Here is a 25,080-nt window from a genome sequence, read left to right as displayed (position 1 = left end):
CATGCTCGGCGATCTGCTCGGCGAAGAACTGGGCGAGACCACCGCAATGCGTGTGCTTCCCAGCGACAACGGCCAGCCCGCGATGGAAGTCTCCTTCCAGGCAGTGGGCACGCTGCTGAACGCGGCAGTCAGGGACATCGGAACGTACGAGTCGTTCGTACGGCCCGACGGCACGCTCATCGGCGACGGCCAGGGGATCATCATGACCAATGAGGGAGAGACGGTCACCTGGCACGGTCAGGGCGTCGGCCGCTTCACCGACACCGGCGGAGTGAACTGGCGGGGCGCCATCTTCTACGAGACTGCTGCCGCCAAGTTCGCGGACCTCGCGGGGACCGTGGGCGTGTTCGAGTTCGACACGACCGAGGACGGAAAGGTAGCGGGCAGGGTCTTCGAGTGGAAGTAGCCTCCGCGGCCGACACGCCATGGGCGCGGGTCACGACGGGCGGCATGCCGAAGCGCGTGAAGAACCGCCGCGCCGCGGCTTGGTCCCCGGTCATCTGACCGACACACCCGCGTCGATGGCCGTTGCGGCACACAGTGCTCGCCGTGGGCGCAGACCCAACCCGCCAGGTCGGCTCCGCTTCACCCGTGCGAAGCCGGGCGCACAGCGGCCTCGGTCAGGGTCGTCGCGGTTCGTACGGCACTCGCGACGGCCTCGTCGGGGGCGAGCCCGCACAGATCGGTGAGGCTGAACAGGGCTTCCGCGCTGACGACCACCGCGAGATCCCGCTTGAGCTGGGCGAACGCGTCCGGATCCGTCGCCCCCAGCGTGTCCTTCAGGGGCAGAAGCGCGTGGTCGATGAGGCCGAAGCGGATACCAGGACGCTCCCCCGCCGCCTCGGGGCGGGTGATGGTGGCGGCGATCATCGCGCGCACCGCGCCCTGGCGGACGAGGATGCCGCGGAGCAGGAACTCACAGGCGAAGGCGACGCGTTCGACGGGGTCGCGGGAGTCGGCGACCGGGCGGAGTGCGTCGGCGGGGGCGGGCCACACGCCGGCGAGAGCCTCGCCGATCAGCGACGGGAGGTCCGGGAAGTACCGGTAGGCGGTGGCGTCGGAGACCAGGGCCGCGCGGGCGATCGCGGGCATGGTCACTTCGCCACCCGCGCCGATGAGTTCGCGGGCCGCCTCGACGATCGCCGTACGCGTGCGCTTCTTCTGGTTGCTGCGGCCGGTGTCCGTCTGCGTCGTCGCCATCGGTACGTCACGTCCCCATTCCCGCTCATTCCTGCCGTCTCTCCGCGGGCAGCTTATCACCGCTCACTCTCGTCATGAGAGTTAACTTGCATAAAGAGAGCTGGCTCCCTAATCTTATGAGAGCAAGCTCTTACGAAGGACGTGAAGGAGGCGGCAATGAACGAGGTTTCCGTGGTCGGCCCGGACGGCGGCGAGACGATCCGTCTGGGCCCGACCCAGATGCGCATCCTCGAGGACGGGAGCACCACCGGGCACCGGATCGGGATCGGTGAGATCACCCTCGCCCCGCACACCCAAGGCCCGCCGCAGCACCGTCACGCCCAGCACGACGAGGGCTTCTACGTCGTCTCAGGCACCGTGCACTTCACCGTCGGCAAGACCACTCACGTCGCCCCTGCCGGCACGCTCGCGATGATCCCGCCCGGCGCCCCGCACACCTTCGCGAACCCCGGCGACGAGCCGGCGGTGATGCTCAACACCTTCACGCCCGACCTGTACGTGCAGTACTTCCGCGATCTGCGGGACATGATCGCCGGCGGCCGGGAGATGGACGCCGAGTCGACCGTCGAGGTGATGAGCCGTTACGCCACGGTTCCCGCCACCGAATTCGCCTGACCGCCCAGGCCTCTGAACGCCCAGCCCAGCCCTCTGACGCCCAATCTTCTGACCGCCCAACCCCCTTGAGGACACCCATGACCAGCACCGTCCACACCCTCACCCTGCCCTCCGGCGACCTCGACATCACCGTCGACGACCAGGGGCAGGGCCACCCCTTCCTGCTGCTGCACGGCGGCGGCGGCCCGCAGACGGTCGCGCCTTTTGCCGGGCTGCTCGCCGAACAGCGGCCGGCCCGGGTCATCACCCCGGTCCACCCCGGCTTCGGCGGCACCGCCCGGCCCGACTGGCTGACCGACGTCCCCGCCCTCGCCCAGGCCTACATACGGCTGCTCGACGAACTCGGCCTCACGGACGTCACCGTCGTCGGCAACTCCATCGGCGGCTGGATCGCCGCCGAACTGGCCCTGCTCGGCAGCGACCGGATCAGCGGCGTCGTCCTCGTCAACGCCGCCGGCATCAAGGTCCCCGGCCACCCCATCGCCGAGACCTTCTCCCTCACCCCCGCCGAGCTGTCGCGGCTCGCCTTCCACGACCCCGCGAAGTTCGCCGTCGACCCCGCCACCCTTCCGGAGGCCGCCCGCGCGGTCATGGCCGCCAACCGCGCCGCACTGCAGGTCTACTCCGGGCCGTTCGTCATGGAGGACCCCACCCTCCGCGAGCGGCTCGCCAAGGTCACGCACCCGGCACTCGTCGTGTGGGGCGAGAGCGACGAGGTCGTCGACGCCGAGTACGGACGCGCCTACGCGGCGGCCATACCGCAGGCCCGGTTCGAGCTGCTCCACCGCACCGGTCACATGCCCCAGATCGAGACCCCCGAGCAACTCCTCGCCGTGGTCTGGGACTTCGCCGACTCGCACGCCACGAACCGGCCCTGATAAGGAAAGCGCCCGTGCACCGACCCCACGGCGGCCGACGGACGTCGGTCCTGGCCGTCTGCTGTCTGAGCGTCCTGCTCGTCAGCCTCGACACCACCGTCCTCAACGTCGCCCTGCCCGCCGTCCAGCGGGACCTCGGCTCCTCGGTCTCCGGGCTCCAGTGGACGTTGGACGCGTACACCATCGTGCTGGCCTCGCTGCTGACGGCGGCCGGCTCCACGGCCGACCGGGTCGGGCGACGGCGGGTCTTCCAGCTGGGCCTGGTGCTGTTCACCGGCGCCTCGGCGCTTTGCAGTCTGGCGCCGACCACGGGCTGGCTGGTGGTCTTCCGCATGGTGCAGGCGGTCGGCGGTTCCATGCTCACCCCGGTCGCCATGGCCATCCTCACCAACACCTTCCCGGAGCCCCGGGAACGGGCGCGGGCGATCGGCGTGTGGGGTGGAGTGGTCGGCATCAGCATGGCGGCCGGGCCGGTCCTCGGCGGCGTACTGGTGCAGTCGGTCGGATGGCGGTCGGTGTTCTGGCTGAACGTGCCGATCGGGCTGGCCGCGCTGGTCCTCACCGCGCTGTTCGTCCCCGAGTCCCGCGCGGCACGGGCCCGCCGCGCAGACCCGGTGGGGCAGTTGCTGGTGATCGTCCTGCTCGGCGCGCTGACGTACGCCGTCATCGAGGGCCCCGGCGAGGGCTGGACCTCGCCGCTGATCGCCGCCTGCCTGGTCGCCGCGGCGGGCGCGCTCATCGGGCTCGTACCGTACGAGAACCGGCGCGCCGAACCGCTGATCGACCCCCGGCTCTTCCGCAGCGCGCCCTTCAGCGGGGCCACCCTGACAGCCGTCTTCGCGTTCGCCGCACTCGGCGGCTTCCTGTTCGCCAACGCCCTGTATCTGCAAGGCGAGTTGGGGCTCAGTCCGCTGGAGGCGGGGCTGCGGCTGCTGCCCATGGCGGTGCTGTCGCTCGTGTGCCCGCCGCTGTCCGGGCGGATCGTGGGCAGCCGGGGCCCGCGGGTGCCGCTGCTGATCGCCGGGGCCGGTATCACCGCCAGCGGTGTGCTGGCCGTGCTCGCCACCCAGTCCACCCACCCGTCGTACGCCCTGCTCGCCCTGACGTACGCGCTGTTCGGCCTCGGCTTCGGCTTCGTCAACGCGCCGATCACCGACACGGCGGTGGCCGGCCTGCCGCGCGACCGGGCGGGGGTGGCCGCCGCGGTGGCCGCGACCAGCCGGCAGGTAGGCTCCGCGATCGGCATCGCGGTGATCGGCGCCGTGGTCGCCGCCGGGGCGCTGTCGGCGGCCTGGTGGATCATCGCCGGGTGCGGCCTGGCCGTCTTCGCCCTGAGCGCCGTGACCGCCGGCCGTGGCTCCCCCGGCGGCGCCGGACGTGTCGCCGCCGACGTCGACTCCGAGCAGTCCACGCCTGCTTCTCGTAACGGCAGGCAGATCCAGGCGCCCCCGGCGGGTACCGCGACCGAACACCAGGTCAGTGCGTCTCGTGCGGGCGAGGCACAAAGAGGCGTGAGCGAGGGAGAGGTGGCGGAATGTCCATCGGTACGGTGATGTGCGGGGCGGCCGCCATGCTGCTTTTTGCGGCCGCGCTGCGGGAGATCGTGGTGGTACGACGGTTGCGGCAGCGCGGGACACGTACGCAGGGCCTCGTGGTCGACAACGTGCGCACCACCGACTCCGACGGGCCGATGTGGGTGCCGGTCATCGCCTTCACCGACCAGCGGGGGTACCGGGTGGAGTTCTCACCGCGGGTCCGCGGGAGCGGGATGAGGCTGGCGACGGGGCGGGAGGTGGGAGTGGTGTATCTGCCGCACGACCCGCAGACGGCTCGGGTGCTCATGTGGCGACACACGGTGGGGCCGGTGGTGTTCACGTTCTTCGGTGCCATCGTCTTCCTGGGCGCCGCTGTGTGGATCGCATTGGCGGGCTGACCCGGGCCGAGAGGGGGCGCTCACTGCGCGCGGATGGCGTCCGCGGGTGGCGTGCGCAGGGCCTGCCGGGTGGGGAGTTCGATGGTGAGGAACGCCGTGACGGTGACCGTCAGGGCGAGCGCGGGCAGCAGCCACACCGGGCCCGCCGGCCAAGGGTGGCCGAGGAAGCCCTGACCCAGAAGGGCGAGGGGCAAGGCCGACAGCAACAGGGCCGTGGTGAGCGCGGTGACAGCGGTCACGGCTGCCTCGCGGCGCATCATCGCGCGGATCTGGCGGGGTGTGGTGCCGTTGAGGCGGAGGGCCCCCAGTTCGACCCGGCGCTGGGCGGTGGCGGCGACGAGCTTGTTCGCGATGCTGAGCAGCAGGTAAACGAGCAGGACCACGATCGTGGCCAGGTTGATCCACACCTCGGGCGGTGCGTCCTTCAGGCCGTCGGCGGACGTAGGGTTCGTCTCCTCGAGTGCCAGGCCCGGGTGGGACGCGGCGAGGGTGGTCAGGGCCCGCCGGGCGGTCGCCGTGCCGTCCGTGCGGATCAGGATGCTCTGGTCGAGGCCCGTCGTGGTGTGTCCGGCCGCGAGGTCGTGGGAAAGGACGACCGTGCCGAAGCCGAGGCCCCGGGCGTAGACGGCGACCACCTTGACGTCGACCTTCGCACCGTCACCGAGGACGAGGCTCACCCGATGGCCCACTCCTGCGGAGCGCGAGCGGGCGACATCGCTGCTCACGGCGATGGTGGCGCCGCTGAGACGGTCCAGGCCGCCCTCCCGTACGTCGAGGTCGAGGACATGCGACGCGTCCGGCGTGAGGATCATCGCGGATCCGGACTCGGTCTCCGTGTCGCCGAACTGCTTGTAGGGCCACACCACGGTGGTCGTGCCGACCGGGGCCGCCGCCCGTACACCAGCCGTTTTCCGTACGGCGGCGAGCGTGCCGTCGGGCAGTCCGCCCAGGCCCGGCGCGCTCAGGCGCTGCTGGGCGAGCGTGCCCGTGCGGGTGTCGTGCGCCGTCGCGGCCAGCACGGTGGTCTGGGTGAGGGTGTACGTCAGGACGAACACGACCGCCATGGCCAGGGTGCTGACGATCCCCGCGTTGCGCAGCGCGTAGGCGCGGACGTTGGCCATCGCCAGCCAGGTCGGGGCGGAGACGCCGGAGCGTGTGCGCCGGGCCGCCGCGTTCCCGATGCCCCGGACAAGGGCCGGGCCGGCCAGGGCCAGGCCGATCGCACCGAGGATGCCCGCGATGGACGTGGCCGTGGCGCCGATGACGGTGCGGGAGAAGAGCGGCAGGACCGACATGGTGCTCGCGGCGACGATGACCAACAGGCCGATGCGCGTCCGGATCCTCGACGGGTTGCGCGGCTCGCTGCGTGATTCGGCGACCGCTTCGGTGGCCGGCATCCGGGAGGTGCGCCAGGCGGAGCCTCGGGCCGAGATCTGCACGGCCACTGCCATCAGGAGGACCGTCGCGAGGGCGGGCAACGGGCTGATGGTCAGGGGGAGTTCGGACGGGATGACCCCTCGGTCCGCCAGCAGCCGGCAGAACTGCCCGGCCAGCAGGTAGCCGAGCGCCACGCCGGGTACGAGGGCCACGGCCGCGACGACGGTGGACTGGGCGGCGGCCAGGCGGCGGATCTGCTTCGGGGTCGCGCCGACGGCCCGCATCAGCGCCAGGTCCCGGCGCTGCCCTGCGATCGACACGGCCAGCGCGCTCGCCATGACGAAACCTGTGATCAGCAGGATGATCCCGGCGAGCGAACCGGCGAGGAGGATCAGCAGCGAGCGGGACGCGCCCGCGCCGGGCGACACGAGGTCCCCGCGGCCCGCGCCGGTTGCCACCTCAAGACCCGTGCCCTTCAGCTTCGTACGGACTTCGGCGGCGACCCGTTCCCCGGCGCCGGGCGCGGTACGCAGGCCGATCAGGTCGACGGTTCCTGCGTGCGGGCCGCCGTCACGCGCTGCCAGTCGTACGGCCGTCGTATCGGCGAAGAAGACACCGGCGCCCGGAGCGTCGACCACCGCCGAGACGCGGTAACCGGCGGCGGGCCGGGCGCCCGCGACGATCTGGACCCGGTCGCCCACCTTCACCCCCGCCGCCGCGGCGGTGGCGCTGTCCACGGCGACCTCGCCGGAACCGGCCGGACCGCGGCCGTCGGCGTGCGTCCCGTCCAGCAGCCGCGTCGAGGACCAGCCGTGCCCCGCCGCCTGGGGATCCCCGGCCGATACGACCTGTCCGTGGGGGTCGACGAGGGCGGCGGGGAAGCTGATGTCGCCGACCGTCGAGGTGACACCCGGCAACTCGGACAGTTCACCGACCAGTCGGGCCGGGACCCTGCGACGCTCCGGAAGCGCGATCGGCAGGTCCCCGACCGGATGGAACTCCTGGTCTGCCGCGACCACGACGGCCGCGCCGCCGAGACGGCCGGCGGGCAGGTGGGAGCGCAGGCCGGACTCTGCAAGTACGCCGGTGCCGGTGATCAGGGCCGCGCCGCCGAGCACCGCGCAGGCCACGGCGATCAGCGCGGTGATCCGGTGCCTGACCATCTGTATCGCGAGACGAAACATGACTCAGACCTCTCCCAGGGCGACGAGACGGCGGGCCAGTTCGGGGGCGGTGGGTGTGTCGAGGGCCTCGACCACGCGGCCGTCGGCCATCACCAGCACCCGGTGCGCGCGGGCCGCTGCCGCCGGATCGTGGGTGACCATCACCACCGTCTGGTGGAGTTCGTTGACGAGACCCCGCAGCAGGTCGAGAACTTCGTGGGCGCTGCGCAGATCCAGCGCGCCGGTCGGCTCGTCGGCGAACACGACCGCCGGCTTGGCCACCAACGCCCGTACGACTGCGGCTCGTTGCTGCTGGCCGCCGGAGAGCTCGGCAGGGCGGTGGGTCAGCCGGTCGGCAAGACCGACCCGCTCCACCAGCGTCCGCACCCAGTCGCGGTCCGGGGTGCGGCCCGCCAGCCGCAGCGGCAGCGTGATGTTGTCCTCGATGCTGAGCGAGGGGATCAGGTTGTACGCCTGGAAGACGAAACCGACGCGTTCCCGGCGCAGTTCGGTGCGGCGGGTCTCGTTCAGGCCGCCGATCTCGTGGCCGTCGATGCGGACGCTCCCCGACGTCGGGGAGTCCAGCCCGGCGGCGCAGTGCATCAGCGTGCTCTTGCCGGAGCCGGACGGCCCCATCACGGCGAGGAACATGCCGCGTTCCACGGTCAGTGACACGTCGTCGAGTGCGCTCACGCCTCCCGGGTAGGCCTTGCTGACCCGGTCCAGGGCGATGGCGGGCGCGGGCATGTCGTGTGCGGTGGCCGCCGAGCGGCGGGTCCGGGCGAAGGCGGCGCTCATCGACGGCCTCGCAGGTTGCGCACGACGAGGGTCCCCGCGCCGAGGACGGTGACCGCGCCGCAGGCCAGGTGCACCCAGGTGTCGGCATTGCCGTAGGAGGCCGCCATGTTGGAGACCGCACTGATCACCACCACGATCCACAGCAGCGTGCGGACGACCTCCCCGCGGGTGAGGGCAGGCGACGGTGCGCCGTGCGTGTGGTGGGCGGGGGTGGCGAGGCGGTAGGGGTCCGTGGTCGTCATGGGGGCTTCCTCCCAGGGTGCTGAGCGGTTGGTCCGTCGCGGTCCGGCTGTCGTCACCGACGCTATGGATCAGCACCCCTCCCGGCCGATCCCGCAGACCGCCCGGTTCGAGGTACAGCAGGCTGTACTCCCCCTCCCCTCGGCTGACGGCAAACAGGCGTGCGGCATAAGGTCGTTCGCGAAGCAGAGGGAAGGACGGCGGATGGCGATCCAGCAGGACGCGACGGCCGGTGACCGGCGAGAGGGTCTCAAGGAGACCGTCGTACGGACCACGAGTGCCGCTGGCGCCGGGATCGGCCAGCTCACCTCCGGGCTCAGTACAGCCCTGCCGGCCCTGCTCGTGCTGCTCTGGCTGGCCGTCACCGCCGCGGCGAGCCTGGTCGGGGTGGGACTGCTCATGGCGCCCGCCACACTGCGCGCGCTGCACGCCCTGGCCGACCGGGAGCGCCGGCGGCTCGGCCGCTGGGGTCCCGAGGTCCTCGCCCCGGAACCTCCGCCGACGCAACTGCGCCTCGCCCTCCCAGACCCCACCACCCGACGGGAACTGCGCTGGCTGGTCCGGCACGCCACCCTGGGGTCCCTCCTGGGGTTCCTCAGCGTCCTGCTGCCGATCTCCGCCGCGCGCGACAGCCTCTTTCCGCTGTACTGGAAGCTCATGCCCAAGGACACGACCGCCACGTCCGTGGGGCTCGGCAACGCGCACTCCTGGCCGGACGCCCTCGCCGTGGCGATGCTGGGCGTGGGCTGGATCGCCATCATCCTGGGGCTCACGCCCGGCATGGCTGGGCTGCAGGCCCGGCCCGGACGGCGGCTCCTCGCGTCCGGCCCCGACACCGACCTCTCCCTGCGCATCGCCGAGCTCACCGCCACGCGCGCCGCGGCCCTGGACGCCCACGCCACCGAACTGCGCCGCATCGAGCGCTCCCTGCACGACGGCACCCAGAACCGGATCGTCTCCGTCACCGTCCTGCTCGGCGCCGCCCGCCGCATGGTGGCCCGCGACCCGGCCGGCGCCGACGAACTCCTCGAACGCGCCCAGACCGCCGCCGAGCAGGCGCTGGCCGAGCTGCGTACGGTCGCGCGCGGCATCCTGCCGCCGGTGCTGGCCGACCGCGGACTGGCCGGCGCGCTCGCCGGTCTTGCCGCGAGCTGCGCGGTGCCCTGCCGGATCGACGTGGAGGTTCCCGAGCGGTGTGCCGCCTCCGTCGAGGCGACCGCCTACTTCATCGTGGCCGAGGCTCTGACCAACATCGCCAAGCACAGCGGCGCCGAACACGCCACCGTCACGGCGCGCAGCCGCGGCGGCCGTCTCCATCTGTGCGTGGAGGACGACGGCCGGGGCGGCGCGGACGAGGACGGCGGCTCCGGACTCACCGGCATCCGCCGCCGGATCGCGGCCCACGACGGCAACCTCTCCCTGGCCAGCCCGCCCGGCGGCCCGACAACCCTGAAGGCGGATCTTCCATGCGGATCGTGATTGCCGAGGACGACCCGTTGCTGCGCGAGGGGCTCGCCCTCCTGCTGGGCGCCGAGTCCCTCGACGTGGTGGCCACCGCGGGCAACCCCGACGAGGCGCTGGACGCCATCGACGCGCACAAACCGGACGTCGCCATCCTCGACGTACGGATGCCGCCGACCCACTCCGACGAAGGGATCGTCGCGGCGGTCGAGGCCCGGCGCCGGCGGCCCGATCTGGCGGTCCTCGTGCTGTCCGCGTATGTCGAGCAGACCTTCGCCACCGAGCTGCTCACCGGCGGTGTGGGCGGCCTGGGCTATCTGCTCAAGGAGCGCGTCGGACGGGTGGAGGAGTTCCTGGACGCGCTGCGGCGGGTGGCGGCCGGGGGCACCGCCATCGACCCCGAGGTCGTCGCGCAGCTCTTCACCCGCTCCCGCCAGGACACCCGGCTCGACCGGCTCAGCCCCCGCGAGCGGGACGTACTCGCCCTGATGGCCGAGGGGTTGGGCAACACCGCCATCGCCGAACGGCTCGTCGTGACCGAGGGCGCCGTCCACAAGCACATCCGCAGCATCTTCGCCAAGCTCGACCTGTCCCCCACCGACCAGGTGGACCGCCGGGTCGCCGCCGTCCTGCGCTATCTGGAGGATCTCCGCCGGCTGACATGAGCCGAGCCGTGAACACGACCGAGGGCGGTACAGCAGGCTGTACCGGGCAGTGGCCAGCTGGCTTGATCGTGGTCCGGGCGTCTTCTTTCTACGTTGGTGATCGCACCGCTCGCCGCGATGCGACACCAACTCCCAGGGAGACAACAGCTCATGATGAACCGCCATCTCACGAACACGACGCTGGTGGCCGCGGTGGCCGCACTCGGCCTGGGCCTCGCGGCGCCCGCAGCGAGCGCCACCGGGCCGACGCACGACAGGCCCCAGAACAGGCTTCAGGACAGCGTGAACGCGATCCAGAAGACCGGCACCGTCGGGGTGCTGGCCCAGTCGACGGGCCCGGGCGGAAAGCGGTACGCCACCGCCGGGGTGGCCGACACCGCCACGGGGGAAGCGGTGCGCGCCGGTGACCGGTTCCGGATCGCCAGCACCACCAAGACGTTCGTCGCCACCACCGTGCTGCAACTGGCCGGCGAGGGGCGGCTGTCCCTGGACGACACCGTCGAGGACCTGCTGCCGGGCGTGGTGAAGGGCAACGGCAACGACGGCAGCAAGATCACCGCACGACAGCTGCTGAACCACACCAGCGGGCTGTTCAACTACACCGCGGACTTCCCCGAGATCAACAGCGTGGACGGCTTCCAGGCCGACCGCTACACCACCTGGGCACCGTCCCGGCTCGTCGCCATCGCGGTGAAACACGCGCCGGACTTCGAACCCGGCGCCAAGTGGGCGTACTCGAACACCGGCTACATCCTCGCCGGAATGATCATCGAGAAGGTCACCGGCAACAGCTGGCAACAGGAGGTGACTCGGCGCATCATCCGGCCGCTCGGCCTGCGCGACACCTTCGCCCCGAACACGTATCCCCGCATTCCCGGCCGGCACCTGCACGGCTACTCCAACTTCGGCAACTCCGGCCCGACGATCGACGTCACCGACTTCAACCCGACCGCGGCCGGCGCGGCGGGTGCCATGATCAGCACGACCGGAGACGTGACCCGCTTCTTCTCGGCGCTCCTGGGCGGCCGACTGCTGCACCCGGCCGAGATGGCCGAGATGAAGACGACCGTACGGGCGCCGGAACTGGACCCCGTCTGGCCCGGCGCGAGTTACGGCCTGGGCCTGATGCGGATCCCGCTGTCGTGCGGCGGGGTCTACTACAGCCACGGCGGCGACCTGGCCGGCTACACCACCCGGGACGGGGTGAGCGCCGACGGCCGGCGGGCCGTCGTCCTGGAAGCAACGGGCGACGGGGCGAGTGACCTCTCCACGGAACTGGCGCAGAACGCGCTGATCGACAAGGAACTCTGCGCCACCGACGGGAAGTAGCGGGGTGCCGGCGGCCGGTGGTCCGGTGACGGCGGCGGCGATTGGTCACCAGGGCACATCGTCCAGCTGCAGCGCCGCCGACTGCCGGCCGTCGGCCAGAGACTGCTCGGTCCACATGACCTTCCCGGTGGGCGTGTACCTGGTGCCCCACCGCGAGGCGAACTGGGAGACAAGGAACAAACCACGTCCGCCCTCGTCCGTCGTGGCCGCGCTGCGCAGGTGGGGGGATGTGCTGCTGCCGTCGGACACCTCGCAGATCAGACGGCGTTCGTGCAGCAATCTCACATGGATCGGCTCGGATCCGTAGCGGATCGCGTTGGTGATCAGTTCGCTCAGCATCAGCTCGGTGGTGAAGCCGATCTCGCCCAGACCCCATGTCTCGAGCTGACGGCCGCACGCGGCACGTACGGGAGCGACGGCCGCGGGGTCGAAGGGGACGTCCCATTCGGCGACCTTGGCGGAGTCCAGCAGGCGGGTCCTGGCGACGAGCAGCGCGATGTCGTCCCTGCGGTGCGCGGACTCCATGGCGCTGAACACGGCCCGGCACGTCTCCTCCGGCGTACGGTTCGCCTCCTCGGCCAGGGTGGTGCCCAGCAGGCGCAGTCCGGTGTCGATGTCGCGATCGCGGTGTTCGATGAGTCCGTCTGTGTAGAGAACGAGGCGGCTGCCCTCGGCCAGTTGCAGTTCGGCGGTCTCGACGGGCAGTCCGCCCAGGCCCAGCGGTGGGCTGACGGGCACGTCGGGGAAGTCCACCGTGCCGTCCGGGCGGACCAGCGCGGGGGCGAAGTGCCCGGCCCTTGCGATGCTGCACGTGCCGGAAACCGGATCGTAGATGGCGTACAGGCACGTGGCTCCCGTGATGCCCTCGCCGTCGCCGCCCTCTTCCTGGTCGATACGGGAGACCAGTTCGTCGATGTGCCCCAGGATCTCGTCCGGTGGCAGGTCGAGTTCGGAGAAGTTGTGGACCGCTGTGCGCAGACGGCCCATGGTGGCCGCGGCGTGCAGGCCGTGGCCCACGACGTCGCCGACGACCAGGGCGACCCGGGCTCCGGGCAGCGGGATGACGTCGAACCAGTCGCCACCCACCCCGGCCGCCTGCGCGGGCAGATAGCGGTAGGCGACTTCCAGGGCGTTCTGCTCGGGCAGCACGCGGGGCAGCAGGCTGCGCTGGAGGGTTACGGCCATGGCGTGTTCGCGGGTGAACCGGCGAGCGTTGTCGATGGCCACGGCGGCGCGGGCGGCCAGTTCCTCGGCGAAGGACAGATCCTCTTCCTCGAAGCGTTCGGGACGCTCCGAGCGCCAGAAGTTGGCCATTCCCAGGACGACGCCACGAGCCTGCAACGGCGCTGCCACCAGCGAGTGGACGCCGTATGCAAGGGCCTGGTCCGCTCCCGCGGGATCCTGGGCCCGCCAGCCGTGGGCGACGGTCAGATCGGCCTCGAGTACCGCATGGCCGCCGGCCAGAGCCACCGCCATCGGCGTGCTGGGGACGACGAACCTGACCACGTCGCCCACCGGCTGGAACGGGTGGTCGTCGCGGATGCCGCTCACCGCCGTACGGCGCATTTCCGTGTCCGCACCCGAGGGCTCGTCGCCTCGCACCACAGGGTCCAGCAGCTCGACCGTGACGAAGTCCGCGAACCGCGGGACCGCCACCTCCGACAATTCCTCGGCGGTCCGCGTCACGTCCAGCGTGGTGCCGATCCGTACCCCGGCCTCGTACAGGATCTTCAGGCGCTCCCGGGCCACCTCGGCCACTCCGGACAGTGCGCGCAGCTCGGTCGTGTCCCGCAGCGTCGCGACCTTGCCGGAGCTTTCGCCGTACGGGTCCGTGGGCCTCGTGTTGACGGCCAGCAGGCGGTCCCCGGCCAGGTGCACCTCGTCGGTCACGGCACGACTCGAGGCAAGCAGCTCCGCGGTGTCGGCGTCGAGTCCGAGATCGGCGACGTGGCGCCCTTCCGCGCCATGCGGCAGCTCGAGGAGCCTGCGCGCCTCGTCGTTGGCCAGCATCAGCCGGCCGTCGCCCCCGATGATGAGCACGCCTTCCCGCACGGCGTGCAGAACCGCGTCGTGGTGCTCGTACATCCGGGTCATCTCGGTGGGGCCGAGACCGTGCGTCTGGCGTCGCAGCCGCCTGCTCACCAGCGCGGAGCTCACCGTTGCCAGGGCAAGCGCGGCGCCGGCGCAGGCGAAGAGCCACGGCAGCTGCCGGTCCACCGCGCTCCCGACGTGTTCGATCCGGACTCCGGCGGCCACCAGGCCGATGACGGAGCCCTGGGCGTCGATGACAGGGACGACGGCCCGGGCCGCGTTGTTCGGGTCTCCCTCGAAGATCTCCGTGAAGGCTTCTCCGGCCGCCGCGCGCTCGATGTCCTCGGCACGGCGGCCGATCAGGCTCCGATCGGTGTCGGCGTAGCGGATACCGTCCTTGCTCATCACGGCGATGAAGTCCACTCCCGATCCCCGCCTGGCCTCCTCCGCGTGGGACTGCAGCATGGCGGTCCGAACGGGAACCCTCAGCGCCACTGCGGTGCCCGGAGCGTCCGCGAAGGACTCGGCGGCGGCGAGCGAGCGGTTCTCGGCGTCCCGCTCGCTGTCGAACCGCGCCTGGAAGACGAGCGCCACCACGGCCCCGGCGATCAGCAGTACCGCGACCGCCATCTGCAGGAGGAGCACCTGACCGGCCGCACTGTGCGGACCCAGCCGGGAAGGCGGGGGCGGCGGCGGATGCTGTGCCGCGGAGGGCGCTCTGCGGGCTCCTGCGCTTCGCTCGCCTCCCGAAACGGGACGTCCGCCCCGGCCGCGAAGCAGCCGACCGGCGAAGGTGCGGCTCGACGAGAGCCGGGATCGCAGGGAATGTCCCTTCATGCACCATTTCTAGCATCGGACGGCGTCCGGCAATGTTCCGCGACCACCGGACCAACGACGTCTCGGCGTTTGGTTGCCCGGTCAGGGCCACGGCCGTCTTGAGGAATCCATTGACCTCAAGTTTGGTTCAGGTCATAGCGTTCTGGGTGCGCCCCGGGCCATGCCGGCCGACGGGTACCGCGTCGGCCCACCAGAATCCGGAGAGACCGCATGGACATGGAAGTCACCGCATGGACATCGCTCCACAGTGCGATGAACGCCCAACAGGAGCGACGGCCCTTCTCCCGGGCCACCTTGCGCCGCATCGCCGCCTTCGCCCGCCCGCACCACCGGCAGCTCTTCCGCTTTCTGCTGCTCAGCGTGGTCACCGCTCTGCTCGCCGTGGCCACACCCGTCCTCGCAGGCCGCGTCGTCGACGCGATCGTCAAGGGCCAGGACACCGGCACGGTCATCCGGCTCGCGCTGCTGATCGCTGTCATCGCCATCGCGGAGGCGGCGCTCGGCCTGCTCACCCGCTGGCTGTCGGCCACCCTCGGCGAGGGGCTGATCCTCGATCTGCGCACGGCGGTCTTCGACCACGTCCAGCGGATGCCGGTCGCCTTCTTCACCCGCACCCGCACCGGCGCCCTCGTCAGCCGGCTCAACAACGACGTCATAGGAGCCCAACGGGCCTTCAGCAACACCCTGTCCGGCGTCGTGTCCAACCTCGTCACCCTGCTGCTGACGCTGGCCGTCATGCTCAGCATCTCCTGGCAGATCACCCTGCTCGCCCTCCTCCTGCTGCCGGTGTTCGTCGTCCCCGCCCGCCGGATGGGCTCCCGCATGGCCAAGTTGCAGCGCGAGGCCGCCAACCACAACGCGGCCATGGGCACCCAGATGACCGAGCGGTTCTCCGCCCCCGGCGCGACGCTCGTCAAACTCTTCGGACGCCCCGCCGACGAGTCCGCCGAATTCGCCGCCCGCGCCCGCCGGGTGCGCGACATCGGCATCCGTACCGCCATGGCCCAGTCGGTCTTCATCACCGCGCTGACCCTCGTGTCCGCCCTGGCGCTCGCCCTGGTCTACGGACTCGGCGGCTACTACGCGCTGCGCGGCAGCCTGGACCCGGGCGCCGTCGTCGCCCTCGCCCTCCTCCTCGCCCGCCTCTACGCCCCGCTGACCGCACTGGCCGGCGCACGCGTCGAGGTGATGAGCGCCCTGGTCAGCTTCGAGCGGGTCTTCGAGATCCTCGACCTCACACCATTGATCGCCGAGAAGCCGGACGCCCGCCGGGTGCCGGACGGGCCCGTGTCCGTGGAGTTCGACGGGGTCCGCTTCGGCTACCCATCCGCCGACAAGGTCTCCCTCGCCTCCCTCGAAGAGGTCGCCACCCTCGACTCCCGCGGCGGCACGGAGGTGCTGCGCGACATCTCCTTCCGCGCCGAACCCGGCCGGATGGTCGCGCTGGTCGGCTCGTCCGGCGCGGGCAAGTCCACGATCGCGCAGCTCATGCCGAGGCTGTACGACGCCGATGCCGGTTCTGTACGGCTGAACGGCATCGACGTTCGCGACCTGACCTCGGACTCGATCCGCGAGACGATCGGCATGGTCACCCAGGACGGTCATCTCTTCCACGAATCCGTCCGCGCCAACCTGCTCCTCGCCCGGCCCGACGCCACCGAGGACGACATCTGGGACGCTCTGCGCCGGTCCCGGCTGGCCGACCTGGTCGCCTCGCTGCCCGACGGCCTCGACACGGTCGTCGGCGAACGCGGATACCGGCTCTCCGGCGGCGAGCGGCAACGGCTGACCATCGCCCGGCTGCTGCTCGCCCGCCAGCGGGTGGTCATCCTCGACGAGGCGACGGCCCACCTCGACTCCACCTCCGAGGCGGCCGTGCAGGAAGCCCTGGGTGAGGCATTGGAGGGCCGTACCGCGGTGGTGATCGCCCACCGGCTCTCGACCGTGCAGGCCGCCGACCTGATCCTGGTCGTCGAGAAGGGCCAGGTCGTTCAGCGCGGAACCCACGACGAGCTCATGGCCGCCGGCGGACGCTACGAGGAGCTGTACCGCACCCAGTTCGAGCGCCCGGGAGCGGAGGAGGCGCACCCCGTCCACTGACCTCGGTGCGACCATGTCGCATGAATGTGGATATTCCACTGCTCGAAGTCTTGCAAATTCACATTCATTTCGGCAGGATCTGCCGAGTCCACGCCGGTCAACCGCACATTCTGGGTGCCCGTGGGCCCCTGCGTCGTTGAATCGACACATCCTGACCTCTTCGTCAGCCCCTGACGGGTCTGCTCTCCCCCGGGGGCGCCGTGGGCTGCGCCGTGGTGGTTTCTCTGGAAAGGCACGTCCGTTGAGCATGAGATCCGGCACCGGAGGCGGTCTGCGGGCGGACGCCCTCAGCACGTGGGACATGGTGGTCATGGCCGTCGCGGGATGCGGTCCGGCGTACACGGTCGCCGGAACGATTCCGGCGCTGATCGCCGCTGTCGGTGTGGCCAGCCCCGCCGCGCTGCTCTACTGCGCGATACCCGTGATCGGCATCGCCCTGGCCTACCGGCAACTCGGCCGTGTGGACCCCAATGCGGGAGCCGCGTACAGCTGGGTCGCCCGCTCGCTGCACCCGTTCCTCGGGTTCCTGTGCGGCTGGTCGCTGGTGGTCGCCTGCACCGTCTTCATGGCCTCCAGCACGGTGCCCGCCGGCAACGCGACGTTGTCACTCGTCGCGCCGAGCCTGGTCGGTGACCCGGTCCTGGCCGCGCTCGTCGGCTCGGGCTGGTTCCTCCTGATGGCAGGGGTGGTGGCGTTCGGAGCCCGGATCGGAGCCCGCGCGCTGACCGTCATCACGGCGGTGCAGGTGGTCCTGCTGATCGGCTTCGCCCTGGCCGCGCTGCTGTCCGACGGCGGCGGGACGGAGTTCTCCTTCTGCTGGTTCGGCTTCAGTCACTTCGAGGGGCAGGAGTCCTTCGTGACGGGCGCGCTGATCGCCACGTTCGCGTTCTGGGGCTGGGACGTGACCAGCAATCTCGGCGAGGAGACCCGGCGCGGCTCGCGCGGCTCGGGGTTCGGCGGGGTCATCGGTGTGGTCCTGGCGTTCCTGCTGTTCGCGCTGGTCGCCGTGGCGGTCAATGTCCTCATGACGCCGGACGCCGTGTCGCACAGCCCGGAGGGCATTCTGATCGAGCTCGGCCAGCGGGTCTGGCCGGGTGTGGGCGGCACCCTGCTGGTGCTCGCGCTGCTCCTGTCGACGGTCGCCATGCTGGAGACCGCCCTCATCCAGGCCGGCCGCACCCTGTTCGCCATGGGCCGGGACAGGACGCTTCCCCCCGTCCTCGGCCGTATCCATGCCAAGCGGCACACGCCGTGGCTGGCCACCGTCGTGATCGCCGTGGCATCGGGCACGCTCGCCATCGTCGAGGCCGTGCGGCTCGAGCCGGGCGAGTCGATGCTCTCGGACGCCGTGAGCGGAGTCTGTCTCCTCGTCACCTTCTACTACAGCCTGGCCGGACTGGGCGCCGTCGTCGTCCACCGCAAACTGCTGCGGGCCTCCGTGTCCAACTTCCTCCTCATGGGACTGTGGCCGCTGGCCGGCGCGCTGTTCATGCTCTGGATCATGATCGAGTCCGTGGCCTCCCTGAGCACATCGGCGCTGGTCATCGGATTCGGCACGCTCGCCCTGGGGCTCGTACCGATGCTCGCCGCGTGGCTGAGGCAGCGGCCGTACTTCGAGCGCGGGCGTCTCGACGCCGACCGGGCGCGCGTCATGGACGACTCCTTCGGGGGCGCGGACTCCGGCGAGACCCAGGCCGTCAACCTGGCCAGGAGTCAGGACGAACTCCTCACCGACTTCTGACCCCAGTTCCGCCTTCTGATCAAAGGACGCCTGCCATGGCCCTGGCCTGGAACCGAAGACGCTCCGCGGCACCGCACTACGACCAGACCTTCGGCGACAAGGCCCTGTCCGCCGCCTGCGAGGACATGGTCATGGGCCGCTGGGAAGGCGCACACGAACTGCTCGCAACCAGTCCCCACAGGGACTGGGACCGCCGCAGTCACCGCATCCGGCTGCTCGCCCACACCGCCGCCGACAAACGGATCGTCGAAGCCTGGCAGACCGCGCAGCCGCACAGCGCGGACGCCCTCGTACTGCGGGCGGACACCGAGGTGATGCGGCATTTCGCAGCCGCCCGTACGAGCACCATCCCTGGCCCCGACATCCTGGACCGCACGGCCCACATCTGCCTCAACGCCGCCGATGCCTTCCCCCAGGACCCCCATCCCTGGGTGTCGCTGATCACCCTGGGCAGGCTGTACGAGAACGGCGCCCAGGCGATGAACCGGTGGTGGCCGGAACTGCTGGCCCGCGATCCGTACCACCGCGAGGCGCACCATCAGGCTCTTCGCTACATGACGGCTCGCTGGCACGGCTCCCACGGCCAGGCCTACGCCTTCGCCCGCGACTGCGCGGTCTACGCTCCTGCCGGCTCCCCGCTGCTGGTCATGCCGCAGGTCGCCCGCGCGGAGGAGTTCCGTCACCGCACCGAGAACGAAGGCGTCAGCCCGCACGCGATGGTCGGCTACTGGGCCGGGGAGCGCTGGGACCTCATGGAGACCATGGAACGCTGGATCGCGGTCCGGTCCCCCGTCGAGGCGGCACAGGACGTCGCCGACCTCAACCATCTCGCTCACGCTCTCGCCCAGGCAGGACTACTCGTCGAGGCCGCGACGGTCTTCGACCTGCTCAAGGGACGGGCCACCCGGGTGCCGTGGTCGTACACGGGCGAGCCGGAAGCGGAGTACGCGCGCTGGCGCGACCGGTCGTCCCGAGCGGCCGTGGAGCACGCGGATCCGCGGAAAGGCTGACCACTGATGCGTACCGGCTCCTTCGACGAGAGCAACCTGCTGGAGCAGGCCGTCAAGGCTGCGGTGAGCGGTGCGGGTTTCGCTCCGTTCACCGAGGGGCCGACCGGTGCTGTCGACCGTCGCAGAGGGGCGGCGCACAGTGGCGGAGCGGTGTTCCGGTCGATGCTGGGGAAGGACTTCGGCCTGGGGCAGCCCGGGGCCCGTGAACGGGTCGGGACCGAGTGCTCTCCGTACGGCCTCAGCCTGGGCGTGCGCTATCTCCGTTCCGAACCGAGCGATTTGGTGGGGGCGGCGGTGCGGGCGACGGCGGGCTGGCGTGCGGCAGGACCGCGGCGCCGGGCCCTGCTCGCCGTGGAGATGCTCTGCCGGCTCCACGACCGCAGCCATGAGATCGCGCACGCGCTGCACCACACCACGGGGCAGGCGTACACCACGGCCCACCGCTCGGGCGGTCCGCAGGCGCAGGACCGGGGACTTGAGGCCGTGGCCCGTGCGCTGGCCGAGTCCGTACGCAATCCCGCCGAGCTCTCCTGGCAGCGGCCCGGCAAGCTGGGCGACCCGGTGCGGATGGACGGCACCTGCACCGTGGTCCCGCGCGGCGTCTCACTGCTCATCGGCTGCCCCGACTTCCCCACCTGGAACGGTTATCCGGGCCTCTTCGCCAGCCTGGTGACCGGAAATCCGGTGATCGTCAAGCCGCACCCCCGGGCGGTCCTCCCGCTCGCGCTGACCGTCCAGGTCGCCAGGGACGTCCTGGCGAAGGCGGGGCACGATCCCAACGTGGTGACACTGGCGGCGGAAGAGCCCGGCGAGAAACTGGCGTCCCGGCTCGCCACCGACCCCGCGGTCCGGCTCATCGACTTCACCGGCTCGGCCCGCTTCGGCGACTGGCTGCGGCGCAACGCCCGTCAGGCCGACGTGTTCGCCACATCGATCGGGGCCAACACCGTGCTGGTGGACTCCACCGACGACTACCGCACCATGCTGCGCGAGCTGGCGCTGTCCCTGTCACTGTGCAGCGGCCAGACCTGCACGGCGCCGCAGAACATCCTGGTGCCGTCCCCCGGGATCACGACCAACGAAGGTCACAAACCCATAGGGCGGTTCAGTGTCGACCTGAGCCGCGCCGTGAAGCGCCTTCTCGCGGAACCGCGGCGTGCGGCGGGGATTCTCGGGGCGATCGGCAGCGACCGGATCCGCAGCTCCCTCGCGCATGCGGCTGGATGCGGAGTGGTGGTGCACGCATCCCTGCCGGTCGACCACCCCGATCATCCGGCGGCGGACATCCGTACACCACTGATCGTCCGGCTGGAGGCACACGACGAGAGGGTGTACTCCCGCGAGTGGGCCGGTCCCGTCTCCTTCGTGATCGCCACCGAATCGACCTCGCAGAGCCTGGACATCTTCCGCCGTACCGTGCGCGGCCACGGCGGCCAGTACGCCTCCGTCCACTCGACGGACCCGCTGGTCCTGGGGGCGGCCGAGGCGGCAGCCCTCGACGCCGGAGTGCAACTGTCGGAGAACCTCGCCGGGAATGTCTTCGTGGACCAGTCGGCGGTGTACGGCGACTTCTGTGAGGCGGCCACACCCGCGGGTGCTCAAACCGCCCTTGCGGATCCGTCGTTCATCACCGGCCGCTTCCGCCTCGTGCAGGCCCGCCGCCCTGCGGCCCGGGTACGGGACATGAGCTCCGTCGGAGCGTAGGAAGCGCGGCGCCGTCAGGGAAGAGGCGCGCCGCGGGCGGTGAGCCAGAGTTCGTACCATTCCTCCCGGCTGAGATCCGGTTCCCGCTGCGCGGCGTCACGGCAGGCACGGATACGGTCAGGACGCGCGCTGCCGACCACCGGAACGATCGCGGCCGGATGCCGCTGCAGCCACCACAGCAGAATCGTCTCCGGCGTGGTGCCCTTCCTGTCGGCCAGTGCCGAGATGAGCCGTGCGGTCGCGACCTCGCCCGGCGTTTCCTGGCGGCCCGTGAAACGACCCTGCGCGAGTGCCCCCCACGCCTGCAGGGAGATTCCGTTCGCCCGGCAGAACTCGACCGTCCCGAACGGGAAGCCGTTGGCTGCTGCCTGCGGGGTGTTCACGAGGACACCGGCTTCGAGCCAGTCCCGCTGCTGCAGGCTCATCTCCAGCTGATTGGCGACCAGCGGGACATCGAGACGTGCCTGAAGGGGGGCCATCTGCACGGCGCCCATGTTCGACACACCGAACCGTCGCACAAGACCCTGCCGGTGCAGCGACATCAGCGCCTCGGCGATGTCGTCCGGGTCTGCCAGCGGATCCGGGCGGTGCAGGAGCAGCACATCGATGACGTCGGTCCGCAACCGGGCCAGGCTCTCCTCGACCCGCCGGGCGATGGCCGGCCCACTCAGGTCGTAGATGCCGGGCCGCTCACCGTCCGCGAGACGGATGCCGCACTTGGTCTGTACGACGATGCGCTCCCGCAGCCCCGGGGTACGGGCGAGAACCTCGCCGAAGACTGCCTCGGCCTTCCCGTGCCGGTAGATGTCGGCGTGGTCGAACGTGGTGATCCCACTGTCCAGCGCCGCCTCGATCGCCGCCTCGGCATCCGCGATGTCCTGCGCGCCGTAAGGCTCGGTGTCCCAGCTGCCGCCGAGCCCCATGCACCCGTACAGCAGCCGCCCACCGCTCGTCCCCGACTTCGTCGTCACCTGGTCACCCTACGACGGGGCATCAGCGGCACCTGCCGCGCGACGGCCCAGCAGCGCACCGCCGATGATCCTGGCCGGCGGACACAAGGTCTGGCCGTGCGCCGCGAAGAGCTCGTCGCGCGAGGAGAAGCGCCCGAGGTCCTCGCGCACCAGTGCCGACAGGTCGAAGGACGAGCAGCTGTCGGAGCCGCAGGTCGAGCCGTCCCAGTCCACGGCGGTGGAGGACAGAGCCTCGAAGAGCGTCTGCGGCCCGGTGTTGGTGAATCCCTGGGGATTGGCCGCACTCAGCGCGTCGAGCGGCGCGTACAGCTCGGAGACGTTCAACCAGGTCTGCCCCGTACGGAACTCCGGCCAGGCCAGGAGGACCATGTCGGGCACGAGGCGGCGGAGCCGCGGGAAGCGCGAGTACCAGAACGAACCGTCCACCAGAAAGCCGCGCACACGGGTGGAGATACCGCCCGCGCGGGCGACCGCTTCGAGCACGGCCAGCCGTTGGCTGCACGAACCGACGCCTCGCGCCAGTGTCCGGGAGACGGGCTGTGTGTCGTTGAGCGCGTATACCGAGGCCAAGACCCGCCGCGCCTACGTGATCGCCCGCAAACCATTCCCCGGCTGAGAGCGCTGGAGCGGTTCACGGGAGCGGATCGCCGTAGAGCTATGAGCGGGTGCAGCGGCCGCCCGGGCTGGTCGCCGGCGGGCGGCACAGCAGCCAGATGTCGGCCGAACTCGTACTCAGATAGCGGCCGATGCATGTGTTCGCCGAGGTCCTGCCTCGTTCGGCGCAGAAGGTCAGCGCGGCACGGCCGTCGGCGAAGGGGCCCGGGGCGTAGATCACCCAGTAGCCCGGGCGCAGCGACGCGTAGTCGTCGCTGCGGGCGAAGACCGCCTCCGGCACGGACTGCCGGACCTTGGCGAGCCGCAGGTCTCGGGCTGCGGTGCCGGAGCCGACCGGCTCGGAGAAGAGCTGGGCGATCCAGCGGCCCGCTGATGGAGGTGGCGGCGTGATCTGTGTGACCGATTGCGTCGGGGTAACCGTCGGGGTCGGTGTGGGCTTCGGCGTGGGGCCCGGAGCCGTTGTCGTCGCGGCCGATGACGACGACGTACTCGCCGACGAACCCTGGCTGCCGCCCGCCCTGTTGTCCCCCCGATCGCCCAGTGTGAGGACGAGCGCGGTCGCCACGGTGACAGCCAGCGCCGCGGCGATCACGGCGACGAGGATCGGTGTACGGCTCCGCGGCCGGTCCTGGGCGGGCAGCGGCTGAGGCTGTTGCGGAAGGGTCGGCCTCGGGCTGTCCAGCTGAGTCGGTACGGGCGGCACGGGCCCGCCCGGCATCGGCGGCAGCGCGGTGGTCGCCGTCGGCTGCGCCCAGTGCGGCACGGCACCCGACTCCACCTGAGCCAGCATCGTGTCCAGCCGGGCCGCGTCGGGGCGCGCCGCCGGGTCCCGTACGAGCAGTGCCTGAAGCACGGGGGCGAGCGGCCCCGAACGCGTGGGCGGTGGCACCGGATCGTCGATCACCGCGGCCAGAGTCGCCAGCGCCGTGGTCCGGCGCAGCGGGCTGACGCCCTCTACTGCTACGTACAGCACGAGCCCCAGGGACCAGAGGTCGGAGGCCGGGTCGTCGTCGCGGCCGCGGACTCTCTCCGGGGCCATATATTCGGGCGAGCCGACGAGTTCGCCGGTGGCCGTCAGCGACGTCGAACCCTGGAGTGCCGCGATCCCGAAGTCGGTGAGCACGGCAGTTCCGTCGGGACGCAGCAGGACATTGGCGGGTTTGACGTCCCGGTGCTGGATGCCCGCCGCATGCGCGGCCCGCAGTGCCCAGAGCACCTGACGGCCGATGCGCGCGGCCTCCACCGGGGCCAGCGGGCCGCGGTCGAGCCTTTCCTGCAGCGAGACACCGGGCACCAGCTCCATCACGATCCACGGGTGGGGATCCGCCGCCACGATGTGATGGATCGTCACCACATGGGGGTGGCTGAGCCGCGCCAGCGCCCGCGCCTCACGCAGCACTCGCTCGCCCACGGCCTCGGAAACACCCGCATCGGAGCGGACCGCCTTGAGGGCGACTTCGCGCTGAAGGACTGTGTCGCGCGCCCGCCACACCGTGCCCATGCCCCCGCTCCCCAGCCGCTCGATCAGCTCGAACCGCCCGTCGACAAGGTCCCCCGGTGCGTTCATGGGCGACAGATTAGGGCAAGCCGCCGGGTCGGCTCACCCGGGCTCCGAGGCCGATTTTGCGCACGTCACACGCCGGCCGGGCTGGGCCTCCCCGCCCGGCGCCGGAAGACGAACGCCGCCGCCACACCCGCGATCAGCCCGAAGAGGTGGCCCTGCCAGCTGACTTCGGTGTTCGCCGGGGATATGCCGAGCAGGATCGAGCTGCCCCAGATCGCGCCGATCAGCAGGCCCACGCCCACGTCCAGCAGCTTGCGGTCCACGAAGCCGCGCACCACCAGGTAGCCGAAGAGGCCGAAGATCAGGCCCGACGCCCCTGCCGTGTTGGTGTTGGACGGGGAGATCAGCCAGACGCCGAGGCCGTCCACCACAACGATGAGCAGCGACACGGCCAGGAAGCGCCGGACGCCGCCGAGTGCGGCGAGGAAGCCGAAGACCAGGAGGGGGAGGCTGTTGGCCGCGACATGCCCGAAGCCGAAGTGGATGAAGGCGGACGGGACGATGTCGACCAGTTCCGACGGCTCGCGCGAGACGATTCCGTACGAGTCGAGGGCATGGCCCGTGGCCACGTCGACCACTTCCAGTGCCCACAGCAGCGCCACCCAGCCGACCATCAGCGTGGCCGCGGCCGCGGCACGGGACGACCCGCGCCACTCGCTGACTTCCGCGCCTGCCATCGCAGCCCCCTGCACCGTGCTTATGCATTCCACCCCGGAAACGACCGGCGCACCTGCTCGGTTCCACCTCCGGCCGGTTTCAGCCCGGCGAGGAGACGCGGGCAACGCAGGGCGATGCGGTACACACCCGTCGGGTCACGGTCACGGAAGTGGATAGGGGAAAGTAGGGCC

The 25,080-nt window shown here is 71.2% G+C and carries 21 protein-coding genes; 12 read left to right on the top strand and 9 right to left on the bottom strand.

Annotation, left to right across the window (positions count from 1 at the left end; genetic code table 11):
* Nucleotide 1 precedes the first annotated feature (1 nt).
* Complete coding sequence (locus OHA61_RS37700) at nt 2-406, top strand: hypothetical protein (protein ID WP_406306896.1); 405 nt, start codon at nt 2-4, stop codon at nt 404-406.
* Between the two features lie 179 nt (nt 407-585).
* Here the strand turns inward: OHA61_RS37700 and OHA61_RS37695 are convergent, their stop codons facing one another.
* Nucleotides 586-1,200, bottom strand: coding sequence for a TetR/AcrR family transcriptional regulator (locus OHA61_RS37695; protein WP_406306895.1), 615 nt, complete (start codon nt 1,198-1,200; stop codon nt 586-588).
* Nucleotides 1,201-1,356: 156 nt separating this feature from the next.
* Between OHA61_RS37695 and OHA61_RS37690 the strand changes: the two genes are divergently transcribed.
* The 4 genes from OHA61_RS37690 to OHA61_RS37675 all read left to right on the top strand — a co-directional run bounded on the left by OHA61_RS37690 (nt 1,357) and on the right by OHA61_RS37675 (nt 4,626).
* Entirely contained in the window at nt 1,357-1,815 is a 459-nt protein-coding gene (locus tag OHA61_RS37690) for a cupin domain-containing protein (RefSeq protein ID WP_406306894.1), read from the top strand.
* A 77-nt stretch (nt 1,816-1,892) separates the two neighbouring features.
* Nucleotides 1,893-2,693 (top strand): alpha/beta fold hydrolase, encoded by an 801-nt coding sequence (locus tag OHA61_RS37685; RefSeq protein WP_406306893.1) that lies wholly within the window; start codon nt 1,893-1,895, stop codon nt 2,691-2,693.
* 14 nt (nt 2,694-2,707) lie between these two features.
* On the top strand, nt 2,708-4,246 hold the full coding sequence (locus tag OHA61_RS37680; RefSeq protein ID WP_406306891.1) for an MFS transporter: 1,539 nt from the start codon (nt 2,708-2,710) through the stop codon (nt 4,244-4,246).
* Nucleotides 4,228-4,626: a DUF3592 domain-containing protein gene (locus tag OHA61_RS37675; protein ID WP_406306890.1), complete on the top strand. Its 399-nt coding sequence runs from the start codon at nt 4,228-4,230 to the stop codon at nt 4,624-4,626. Before OHA61_RS37680 ends, OHA61_RS37675 begins: the two co-directional genes overlap by 19 nt.
* A gap of 20 nt (nt 4,627-4,646) precedes the next feature.
* On the opposite strand, the gene OHA61_RS37670 is transcribed toward OHA61_RS37675, so the two are convergent.
* Genes OHA61_RS37670 through OHA61_RS37660 form a run of 3 tightly spaced genes read right to left on the bottom strand, consistent with a single transcriptional unit; the run spans nt 4,647 to nt 8,206 of the window.
* Complete coding sequence (locus OHA61_RS37670) at nt 4,647-7,187, bottom strand: FtsX-like permease family protein (RefSeq protein ID WP_406306889.1); 2,541 nt, start codon at nt 7,185-7,187, stop codon at nt 4,647-4,649.
* A 3-nt stretch (nt 7,188-7,190) separates the two neighbouring features.
* On the bottom strand, nt 7,191-7,964 hold the full coding sequence (locus tag OHA61_RS37665) for an ABC transporter ATP-binding protein (protein WP_406306888.1): 774 nt from the start codon (nt 7,962-7,964) through the stop codon (nt 7,191-7,193).
* On the bottom strand, nt 7,961-8,206 hold the full coding sequence (locus tag OHA61_RS37660) for a hypothetical protein (protein WP_406306887.1): 246 nt from the start codon (nt 8,204-8,206) through the stop codon (nt 7,961-7,963). The genes OHA61_RS37665 and OHA61_RS37660 overlap by 4 nt, the downstream gene beginning before the upstream one ends.
* Before the next feature lie 202 nt (nt 8,207-8,408).
* Here OHA61_RS37660 and OHA61_RS37655 point away from each other — a divergent pair, with 202 nt between their 5' ends.
* From OHA61_RS37655 to OHA61_RS37645, 3 genes are all read left to right on the top strand, one after another.
* Nucleotides 8,409-9,683, top strand: a complete 1,275-nt coding sequence (locus tag OHA61_RS37655) for a sensor histidine kinase (protein ID WP_406306886.1) — start codon at nt 8,409-8,411, stop codon at nt 9,681-9,683.
* Nucleotides 9,671-10,330 carry a response regulator transcription factor gene (locus OHA61_RS37650; protein ID WP_406306885.1) on the top strand — a complete coding sequence of 220 codons (660 nt, stop codon included), beginning with the start codon at nt 9,671-9,673 and terminating at the stop codon, nt 10,328-10,330. The genes OHA61_RS37655 and OHA61_RS37650 overlap by 13 nt, the downstream gene beginning before the upstream one ends.
* A 150-nt stretch (nt 10,331-10,480) precedes the next feature.
* The gene (locus OHA61_RS37645; protein ID WP_406306884.1) at nt 10,481-11,659 is read left to right on the top strand and encodes a serine hydrolase domain-containing protein; all 1,179 of its coding nucleotides are present in this window, start codon (nt 10,481-10,483) and stop codon (nt 11,657-11,659) included.
* A 45-nt stretch (nt 11,660-11,704) separates the two neighbouring features.
* Here the strand turns inward: OHA61_RS37645 and OHA61_RS37640 are convergent, their stop codons facing one another.
* On the bottom strand, nt 11,705-14,320 hold the full coding sequence (locus OHA61_RS37640; RefSeq protein WP_406306883.1) for a SpoIIE family protein phosphatase: 2,616 nt from the start codon (nt 14,318-14,320) through the stop codon (nt 11,705-11,707).
* A 417-nt stretch (nt 14,321-14,737) separates the two neighbouring features.
* Between OHA61_RS37640 and OHA61_RS37635 the strand changes: the two genes are divergently transcribed.
* From OHA61_RS37635 to paaN, 4 genes are all read left to right on the top strand, one after another.
* Entirely contained in the window at nt 14,738-16,627 is a 1,890-nt protein-coding gene (locus tag OHA61_RS37635; RefSeq protein WP_406306882.1) for an ABC transporter ATP-binding protein, read from the top strand.
* Between the two features lie 247 nt (nt 16,628-16,874).
* Nucleotides 16,875-18,368: an APC family permease gene (locus OHA61_RS37630; protein WP_406307605.1), complete on the top strand. Its 1,494-nt coding sequence runs from the start codon at nt 16,875-16,877 to the stop codon at nt 18,366-18,368.
* Between the two features lie 35 nt (nt 18,369-18,403).
* Complete coding sequence (locus OHA61_RS37625) at nt 18,404-19,378, top strand: hypothetical protein (protein WP_406306881.1); 975 nt, start codon at nt 18,404-18,406, stop codon at nt 19,376-19,378.
* Between the two features lie 6 nt (nt 19,379-19,384).
* Nucleotides 19,385-21,082, top strand: a complete 1,698-nt coding sequence (paaN, locus tag OHA61_RS37620; RefSeq protein ID WP_406306880.1) for a phenylacetic acid degradation protein PaaN — start codon at nt 19,385-19,387, stop codon at nt 21,080-21,082.
* A gap of 14 nt (nt 21,083-21,096) precedes the next feature.
* Here paaN and OHA61_RS37615 read toward each other — a convergent pair whose 3' ends face one another.
* The 4 genes from OHA61_RS37615 to OHA61_RS37600 all read right to left on the bottom strand — a co-directional run bounded on the left by OHA61_RS37615 (nt 21,097) and on the right by OHA61_RS37600 (nt 24,909).
* Nucleotides 21,097-22,053, bottom strand: coding sequence for an aldo/keto reductase family oxidoreductase (locus tag OHA61_RS37615; RefSeq protein ID WP_406306879.1), 957 nt, complete (start codon nt 22,051-22,053; stop codon nt 21,097-21,099).
* A gap of 9 nt (nt 22,054-22,062) precedes the next feature.
* The gene (locus tag OHA61_RS37610) at nt 22,063-22,623 is read right to left on the bottom strand and encodes a transglutaminase domain-containing protein (RefSeq protein WP_406306878.1); all 561 of its coding nucleotides are present in this window, start codon (nt 22,621-22,623) and stop codon (nt 22,063-22,065) included.
* A gap of 85 nt (nt 22,624-22,708) precedes the next feature.
* Nucleotides 22,709-24,235 carry a serine/threonine-protein kinase gene (locus OHA61_RS37605; protein WP_406306877.1) on the bottom strand — a complete coding sequence of 509 codons (1,527 nt, stop codon included), beginning with the start codon at nt 24,233-24,235 and terminating at the stop codon, nt 22,709-22,711.
* Between the two features lie 65 nt (nt 24,236-24,300).
* Complete coding sequence (locus tag OHA61_RS37600; RefSeq protein WP_406306876.1) at nt 24,301-24,909, bottom strand: rhomboid family intramembrane serine protease; 609 nt, start codon at nt 24,907-24,909, stop codon at nt 24,301-24,303.
* Nucleotides 24,910-25,080: the final 171 nt, after the last annotated feature.

This window comes from Streptomyces sp. NBC_00885 (genome assembly GCF_045207475.1).
Lineage (GTDB): Bacteria > Actinomycetota > Actinomycetes > Streptomycetales > Streptomycetaceae > Streptomyces.
The sequence above is the reverse complement of the archived record's forward strand: the minus strand, read 5'-3'. Positions and strand labels throughout refer to the sequence as shown.

Coding starts and splice junctions, on each gene's coding strand:
- OHA61_RS37605 (WP_406306877.1), bottom strand. CDS start 24,235: ATGAACGCACCGGGGGACCTTGTCGACGGGCGGTTCGAGCTGATCGAG.
- OHA61_RS37625 (WP_406306881.1), top strand. CDS start 18,404: ATGGCCCTGGCCTGGAACCGAAGACGCTCCGCGGCACCGCACTACGAC.
- OHA61_RS37675 (WP_406306890.1), top strand. CDS start 4,228: ATGTCCATCGGTACGGTGATGTGCGGGGCGGCCGCCATGCTGCTTTTT.
- OHA61_RS37695 (WP_406306895.1), bottom strand. CDS start 1,200: ATGGCGACGACGCAGACGGACACCGGCCGCAGCAACCAGAAGAAGCGC.
- OHA61_RS37700 (WP_406306896.1), top strand. CDS start 2: ATGCTCGGCGATCTGCTCGGCGAAGAACTGGGCGAGACCACCGCAATG.
- paaN (WP_406306880.1), top strand. CDS start 19,385: ATGCGTACCGGCTCCTTCGACGAGAGCAACCTGCTGGAGCAGGCCGTC.
- OHA61_RS37655 (WP_406306886.1), top strand. CDS start 8,409: ATGGCGATCCAGCAGGACGCGACGGCCGGTGACCGGCGAGAGGGTCTC.
- OHA61_RS37670 (WP_406306889.1), bottom strand. CDS start 7,187: ATGTTTCGTCTCGCGATACAGATGGTCAGGCACCGGATCACCGCGCTG.
- OHA61_RS37645 (WP_406306884.1), top strand. CDS start 10,481: ATGATGAACCGCCATCTCACGAACACGACGCTGGTGGCCGCGGTGGCC.
- OHA61_RS37660 (WP_406306887.1), bottom strand. CDS start 8,206: ATGACGACCACGGACCCCTACCGCCTCGCCACCCCCGCCCACCACACG.
- OHA61_RS37690 (WP_406306894.1), top strand. CDS start 1,357: ATGAACGAGGTTTCCGTGGTCGGCCCGGACGGCGGCGAGACGATCCGT.
- OHA61_RS37600 (WP_406306876.1), bottom strand. CDS start 24,909: ATGGCAGGCGCGGAAGTCAGCGAGTGGCGCGGGTCGTCCCGTGCCGCG.
- OHA61_RS37665 (WP_406306888.1), bottom strand. CDS start 7,964: ATGAGCGCCGCCTTCGCCCGGACCCGCCGCTCGGCGGCCACCGCACAC.
- OHA61_RS37630 (WP_406307605.1), top strand. CDS start 16,875: ATGAGATCCGGCACCGGAGGCGGTCTGCGGGCGGACGCCCTCAGCACG.
- OHA61_RS37685 (WP_406306893.1), top strand. CDS start 1,893: ATGACCAGCACCGTCCACACCCTCACCCTGCCCTCCGGCGACCTCGAC.
- OHA61_RS37635 (WP_406306882.1), top strand. CDS start 14,738: ATGGACATGGAAGTCACCGCATGGACATCGCTCCACAGTGCGATGAAC.
- OHA61_RS37650 (WP_406306885.1), top strand. CDS start 9,671: ATGCGGATCGTGATTGCCGAGGACGACCCGTTGCTGCGCGAGGGGCTC.
- OHA61_RS37640 (WP_406306883.1), bottom strand. CDS start 14,320: ATGGCGGTCGCGGTACTGCTGATCGCCGGGGCCGTGGTGGCGCTCGTC.